This is a genomic window from Kitasatospora sp. NPDC008115, from assembly GCF_042957205.1.
Taxonomy (GTDB): Bacteria; Actinomycetota; Actinomycetes; order Streptomycetales; family Streptomycetaceae; genus Kitasatospora.
Genome location: NZ_JBIBHU010000037.1, coordinates 70,362 through 77,051 on the forward strand (window position 1 = coordinate 70,362; position 6,690 = coordinate 77,051).

The 6,690-nt window shown below is 71.5% G+C and carries 6 protein-coding genes; 3 read left to right on the forward strand and 3 right to left on the reverse strand.

All coding sequences use genetic code 11. The features are described 5' to 3' along the window. Positions 1–12: 12 nt before the first annotated feature. Positions 13–3,138, reverse strand: a complete 3,126-nt coding sequence (locus tag ACFZBX_RS33635) for a tetratricopeptide repeat protein (protein ID WP_391537592.1) — start codon at positions 3,136–3,138, stop codon at positions 13–15. Between the two features lie 242 nt (positions 3,139–3,380). After that, positions 3,381–3,713 carry a trypco2 family protein gene (locus ACFZBX_RS33640; RefSeq protein WP_391537593.1) on the reverse strand — a complete coding sequence of 111 codons (333 nt, stop codon included), beginning with the start codon at positions 3,711–3,713 and terminating at the stop codon, positions 3,381–3,383. Between the two features lie 564 nt (positions 3,714–4,277). Between ACFZBX_RS33640 and ACFZBX_RS33645 the strand changes: the two genes are divergently transcribed. Together ACFZBX_RS33645 and ACFZBX_RS33650 are read left to right on the forward strand one after the other, a co-directional pair. Beyond that, entirely contained in the window at positions 4,278–4,469 is a 192-nt protein-coding gene (locus tag ACFZBX_RS33645; RefSeq protein ID WP_391537594.1) for a hypothetical protein, read from the forward strand. Between the two features lie 54 nt (positions 4,470–4,523). Further along, positions 4,524–5,231, forward strand: a complete 708-nt coding sequence (locus ACFZBX_RS33650; protein WP_391537595.1) for a hypothetical protein — start codon at positions 4,524–4,526, stop codon at positions 5,229–5,231. 145 nt (positions 5,232–5,376) lie between these two features. On the opposite strand, the gene ACFZBX_RS33655 is transcribed toward ACFZBX_RS33650, so the two are convergent. After that, complete coding sequence (locus ACFZBX_RS33655; RefSeq protein WP_391537596.1) at positions 5,377–6,144, reverse strand: transposase; 768 nt, start codon at positions 6,142–6,144, stop codon at positions 5,377–5,379. A 100-nt stretch (positions 6,145–6,244) separates the two neighbouring features. On the opposite strand from ACFZBX_RS33655, the gene ACFZBX_RS33660 reads away from it, so the two are divergent. Further along, positions 6,245–6,658: a hypothetical protein gene (locus tag ACFZBX_RS33660; protein WP_391537597.1), complete on the forward strand. Its 414-nt coding sequence runs from the start codon at positions 6,245–6,247 to the stop codon at positions 6,656–6,658. The last annotated feature ends 32 nt before the right edge of the window (positions 6,659–6,690 follow it).

The window sequence follows — 6,690 nt, forward strand, 5'->3', positions numbered from 1 at the left end:
CACCTCACCCGCCTACGGTGCGAGCCCTTCGATCCAGGCCGCCACATCCAGAGACCGTTGCAGCTCTGGGCCGAAGGCGTCCGGGTTGGCTTTGGCCAGGGTGCGGCGGATGGCGACGGCTTCTTCGACGGTGGTCAGGGCCTGGGTCCGCCGACCCACCTCACCGAGATTGACGGAGAGGTTGTTGAGGACGCCGGCGAGGTTGGGCAGGTAGGCGTCGGGGTTCGCCTGGACCAAGGCGCGGTAGTGGTCGGTGGCCTCTTCGACGGCGGTCAGGGCCTCCGGTAGTCGGCCCGCCTCGCCCAGCCGGTTGGAGAAGTTGTTGAGGGCGCTGGCGAGGTCGGGCAGGTAGGCGTCGGGGTTCGCCTCGGCCAGATTGCGGCGGATGGCAACGGCTTCTTCGACGGCGGTCAGGGCCTCCGGTAGTCGGCCCGCCTCGCCCAGCCGGGCGGAGAGGTTGTTGAGGGCGCTGGCGAGGTCGGGCAGGTAGGCGTCGGGGTTCGCCTCGGCCAGGGCGCGGTAGTGGTCGGTGGCCTCTTCAACGGCGGTCAGCGCCTCCGGCCGTCGGCCTACCTTGGCGAGATTGACGGAGAGGTTGTTGAGGGCGCTGGCGAGGTTGGGCAGGTAGGCGTCGGGGTTCGCCTCGGCCAGGTTGCGGCGGATGGCAACGGCTTCTTCGACGGCGGCTAGGCCCTCCTCCCACCGGCCCGCCTCGCCCAGCCGGGCGAAGAGGTTGTTGAGGGCGGCGGCGAGGTTGGGCAGGTAGGCGTCGGGGTTCGCCTCGGCCAGGTTGCGGCGGATGGCAACGGCTTCTTCGATGGTGGTCAGGGCCTCCATCCGTCGGCCCACCTTGGCGAGATTGATGGAGAGGTTGTTGAGGGAAGTAGCGAGGTTGGGCAGGTAGGCGTCGGGGCTCGCTCCTACGAGGGTGCGGTAGTGGTCGGTGGCTTGTTCGCTGGCGGTCAGGGCCTCCGGCAGTCGGCCCGCCTCGCCCAACCGGACGGAGAAGGTGTCGAGGGCCCCAGCGAGGTCAGGCAGGTAGGCGTCGGGGTTCGCCTCGGCCAGGGCGCGACAGATGGCGACGGCTTCTTCGATGGTGGTCAGGGCCTCCATCCATCGGCCCACCTTGCCCAGGCGGTGGGAAAGGTTGTTGAGAATGCTGGCGAGGTCAGGGAGGTGGGCATCCGGGTTCGCGTCGGTGAGGGTGCGGTAGCGGTCGGCGAGGGTGCGGGTGAGGCGGGCGGCGGTGGTAGTCAGGCGGTGGCTGGTGTGGGGGAGTTGGTCGTGGAGTGCGGTGAGGCTGTCGAGTGGGGTGGCGGGGTCGGTGGCGAGGGTGTCGAGGGCGGCGGTGAGAGGGGCCGGGTGGTCGGTTTGGGTGGCGGTGGTGATGATGTGTGCGCCGAGTCGGCGGTGGTGGCGGACGCAGAGGTCGGTGAGGCGGGTGTCGAGACGGTCCTGGAAGACGGGATGGGTGGCCGCGCGGCTGTAGACGGTGAGAAGTTGCTCGGTCTGGGTGTCGTCGGCGCCGTCGAGGAGTTGGTCGGCGAGGTGGGGGTCGGCCAGGAGGGTACGGCCGGTGTGGCGTTCGGCGAGGCGGTCGGGCTGCAGAGCCCCCCAGGGCGCCGCTCCCGAGGCCGTGGTGGGGTAGAGGGTGGCGAGCCAGGCGGTGACCTGGTTGCGGCGGTCGCGGGGCTGGTCGGCGAGTGCGGGCAGGCGCCGCCACAGCAGGTCGGCGTGTTCGGGGTCGGTGGCGCCGGTGAGGTGGGCGGCGGCGAGCGCGGTCTGCAGGGTGTTCATGCTGAGGGCGGGTGTGAGGCCGCGTGCGGTGGCGCTGCTGTGCCAGTAGCGGGCTTCGTGGCCGAGCAGCCGGTCCTCGACGTCCTGTACGTCCTCGTCCTCGGTTCGGTCCGCGGGTTCGGTATGTGCGGTGTCGAGGAGGTCGGCGAGGGCGGTCATGTGGAGGGTAAGCGCATTGCCGTAGGCACTGTGCCGGGCCAGCTGCCGGGGCGGTTGCAGGGTGGTGGCGGCTACGGTCCAGTCGTGCCCGGCCATGCCCGGGACGGTGGGGAGCGTGGTGGCGAGGGCGTGCGCGGCGGCGCGGTAGTGGTCGGCGCGCTGGTCGGGGTCGTCCTCCAACGGGGTGAGGCGGTGGGTGCGGGCGGTGATGAGGTGGTCCTCGGCCTGCCGGCTGGCGTCGCGGGCCTGCTGCCACCAGTCACCGGCGGTGCGGGCGAGCAACAGGAGTTTGAACGGGCTGGTGCCAGGGTGGTCGGCGGCCGCGTCGACGAGCGCGCCGAGTTGTCCGGGACGGGTCTCGGCGTAGTCGAGGACGACCAGCAGGGGCTTCGCCGCCCGCCGCACCTCCAGCAGCTGTTCAGGACGGGCACCGGCCCGCGGCCACAACACCGTCCAGCCCCGGCCGATGAGTTCGCGGCCGAGGTGGTGGGCGAGGCGGGTCTTGCCCTGCCCTCCTGGGCCGTGCAGCAGCCATGCCCCGAACCCGTCTAGCCGCCACCACGCCTCCAGTTCGGCGAGCAGAGCCTCGCGGCCGTGGAAGGGGACAATCTCCCGCCCTGCTTCCAGCAGCGCCGCCGGTGTCACTGCGGCGCGCCGGGTGGCGGGGTTGCCGGTGGGGTCGGCGATGTCCTGGAACTCCACCGCCTCCAACCCGCCCGACCGGCCGCCCCCGTGTTCCGTGAGGGCGGTGCGGAAGACGGGGTCGTGGTGGAGGACGTAGGCGGGGACGACGTTGAGGCGGCCGTGGAAGGAATGGGCGCGGTCGGAGGCGACGACGCCGGTCAGGTAGCGGTCGCAGAACACCGCCGCCCCCGACAGACCGCCCCACGGCGACGTCCCGTCGCCCGGCCACCCCGCGCCGGAAGTCCGCAGATCCATGACGTACTGGTTGCCGACGAAGCCGCTGCCCGGGTTCACCTCCCCGTGCAGTTGCACGGCCTCAATGGCGCGGCCGGGGCGCTGGGCCTCGTCGGGCACACCCCAGGTCTCGCACACGGTGCCGGGGCGGGTGGTGTCCGGCCGCCCCCACTGGACGGGATCGGCGGGTGGCTGCCAGTGCGGCGAGTCGTCGACGAGGACGAGCGCCGCGTCGTCACGCCCGCCCGGCGTGCCAGCCCACACGACCCGGCCTTCCACGGTGCCGGTGCCAGCCGGTTGGAAGACCTTCACCCTCGTACCGACGGGTCCGGTGACGTGCGCGGAGGTCAGGACCAGGCGCCCGCCGACCGCGTACCCCGATCCGCGTCCGCCCGGACCGTTCACTCCGGCCAGCCGTACCCGCTCCACCCACGCCCCCTACCGCTCAATCCTGCGTACCGCCACGTGGCTGCGGCCGGACCAGGGAGCCGACTGCGGTCCGATTGTCAGCCGTCGATACGCCCGGTGCTGTCGCCTGGGCCCTCCAGGCCCGGGTCGGCGGAATGGACCAGGAGGTCGCCCCCGTCGGGGCGCTTGGGGGTGAGAGTGAAGGCGATGCGGTGGGTGCGGGCTCGGGAGAGGCCGGCCTCGGTCTCTGCCCCCACCGCGAACAGCTTGAACCCGGCCTTCGCCTTGGCGTCCGCGCGCAGTTCGACCTCGAACTCCATCTCCACCGGCCCCACCGCGAACACCACCTGCGGGTCGTCCCCCGCCCTCGCGGCTGCCTCCAACAGTTCGTCGCGCGCCGCCGCCACCGCATCCGCCAGCGGAACATCCATCAGACCCACCCCTTCAAGCACCTGCCCTGTTTATTTGCCGGTGCGGACACCGTAGGGGCCCACCCAAGCGTCTACGCAGGGAAAATACGACGTCGACCGGACCGGCCCACCCAACAGAACGCGGAGCGGGCCAGCCTACCGGGTCAGGTGGCTAGGCGCAGGTGTCAAGCATCTCGTTCAGAGCCGTCTTCTCGACGGTGGTGATGGACAGGCCGTAGACGTGCTTGGTGTCGGTCCAGGCCCGGGAGTAGGTGCACCAGTAGGAGGCGGCCGGCGGGCGGCCGCGGCCGCGATGTCGGAGAACGCCGTCGTGAGGTCCTTGCCGTGCCGGCTGAACACCCGGGCCCCCGGCCCGGTCGAGCAGGTCGCCCGCGAGCCGTCGAGTTTCCCCTGCACCACGTCGCAGCCGGCGCCGTCCGGAAGGCGTTCGATCGGCCGGGCGAGCGCCACTTCGACGACGGCCTCACGCCCCTTCCCCTACCCGCCCGACGGCCGGGTGAGCCGCGCGGGCGGAGCTTTCGCGTTCCGCTGACACGGCGGGCACGCCGCTTCTAGCCTGCGGGGATGACCACGATGGTGACCCTGCACGGCGGCCCGCTGGACGGCACGAGCACCCCGGTGGACCCGGACGACCCGGACCCGTGGGTGGCCGTCATCTGTGACGGCTGCGCCTTCCCGGGCGGGCGGAGTGTGTACGCGCCGGACGGGAGCGGCCGGTGGACCTGGGTCCGGGACCTGCCCTGGGAGGCGATGTGAGAGCAGGGCCGCCGTGACGTTTGGTCACTCGAACATCTGATCGAATAATGGGGGGTGACCGCCGACGTCCCCTTCTCCCGCCCCCTCCGCCCCCTCCGCTCGCCCGAGCGGCCGGGCGACGCCGTGCGGGCACCACGGGAGCTGATGACGCTCCCCGGCCCCTCCCGGGACGTGCGGCGCTGGCACCTGGTGGAGATCCGGCTCGCAGGACGGTGGCGGCCGGGGCTGCTCACGGTGTGGCGGCGCCCGCCCGGCAGCACGCGCTGGGTGGTCCACGTGCGATGGGACGACGACGCGGCCCCGTCTCGGGAACAGGCGTCCCGGGAACAGGCCTGGGGCTGGTTCCTCTACGACGAGGCGACGGTGCGCCCGCTGCCCCAGCCCGATGACCGTCCGCCGGTCCGGGCGCCGTTCCACGGGGCGTGGTGCGACGCGATTACTCTGCCGTCCGAACTCGCGGGCGCACCCGACCCGGACGGCGCGGACCGGTGCTGGCGCCTGGCGTGGATACGGACCGGGGGAGGCTGGCGCTCGGGTGTGGTTACCGCGCGCCGCCGCCCGGGCCCGGACGTGCCGTGGATCGCCCACGCCCGCTGGGGCGAGGACAAGCAGAGCGCCTGGCTGCTCTACGACCCGGCCGCCGTGAGGGTCCTGCCTCAGGTCGCCGAAGTCGGCGTCGACGGACCGGCGCAGTCCGCCGAACCCGCCGGGTCGGCCCCGGCCTGCGGCCTCGGACAGGCGGGGCAGCAGGCCACTGGATGAGGAATGCCGGCATCCCGGACCGGGGCCGGTCGGTCAGGAGTGGGCCAGGGCGTCGGCCCGCAGGAAGTCGAACAGCGCCTAGGGTTGTCCCGTAATTGATCTTCGGGCGTCTCGGGCGCGGGGCGATGCTCGGCGGGCGCCCGCCTCACGCGGCCTGGAGGAGGTTGTGCAGGCGGGCGATGCCGAGCATGGCGTGGTGGACGCCGTCGCCCTTGAGGCGGCAGTCGCGGAGGATCTTCCAGGTCTTCATCCGGGCGAAGACGTGCTCGACGCGGGCGCGGACCTGCTTGTGTTCGCGGTTGTGCTCGGCCTGCCACTCGGTGAGCTCGCCACCCTTGGGCCGGCGGTGCGGGATGACCAGGCCGGTGCCCGGGTAGCCGCCGTCAGCGATCGTCGTGGTCCGGCCGACCGCGTCCTTGGTGCCGGATTCCTCCCAGGCCTTGCAGTCGTTCCGGTTGCCGGGCAGGGGCTTGCCAACAGCGACGACCAGGCGGGTATGGGCGTCGATGACCACCTGATGGTTGGTGGAGTACCGGTAGTTCTTGGACTGCTCGGCGATCGTGTGGTCACGGGTAGGGACAAGGGTGCCGTCCACGATCAGCACGGTGCCCTTGCGGAAGCGTTGCCGCGGCTTGAGCGCGAGCAGCGGGCCGATGTGGTCGATGATGCGGTCAGCCGCCGACTTGGACACCCCGAACAGTGGCGCGAGCTGCCGCAGCGTCAGGTTGGTGCGCCAGTAGGCCGCGACCAGCAGGACCCGGTCCTCGAAGGGCAGACCCCATGGCCGACCAGGGCGGCCCGTGTCAGCGCCCTCGCGACGCAGCACTGTCATCAGCTTGCGGAAGTCGCGCGGGCGCAGGCCGGTGAACGGGGTTATCCAGGACGGCTCCGACGCCGTGATCACACCAGCCACTGACAGATCGTCTCATCTTTATCACCGTCGCGAGTATCGCCAGATCTGGCGGGACGCATCTCAGTAGCCCGGACGGTTCCGGCATGAGAGCCTCACGATCATGGCTGCTGAACACGAGGTAGGCGAGCTGCTGTACCAGCGCGGCTGGCGGACGGCCTTCGCAGTCGCTGAGAGGGTGAACGCGTGGGCCGCGCTGGTGAGCATCATCGAGCGCGGCTACGACGACGACGTCTACGAGTACACCAACGACCTCTATTGCCGAAACTGGCTCTACGAGGCGTGGATCCTCCTGGACGAACACATCGTCCAGCTCTGGACTCCCCAGATCAAAGCCCTGGACGACCGGTACAAGGCCGCGACCGTCGACGACGACGGCCAAGCACTCGACCAGTTCCACAAGCTGCCAGGCCCCGATTTGTGGTGGTGGCGGCGACACCCCCGCATCCTCACCGGAGACCTCGGGCGATCGCTTCGCTCCGCCGGCGCCATCGGCACCGACCCGGATGCTGCGTGACCCTCAGCCTGCTGCGTTACGGGACAGCCCTT

Excerpts from the sequence above, each read along its gene's own strand:
- ACFZBX_RS33660 (WP_391537597.1), top strand. The coding sequence starts at position 6,245 with ATGGCTGCTGAACACGAGGTAGGCGAGCTGCTGTACCAGCGCGGCTGG.
- ACFZBX_RS33645 (WP_391537594.1), top strand. The coding sequence starts at position 4,278 with ATGACCACGATGGTGACCCTGCACGGCGGCCCGCTGGACGGCACGAGC.
- ACFZBX_RS33640 (WP_391537593.1), bottom strand. The coding sequence starts at position 3,713 with ATGGATGTTCCGCTGGCGGATGCGGTGGCGGCGGCGCGCGACGAACTG.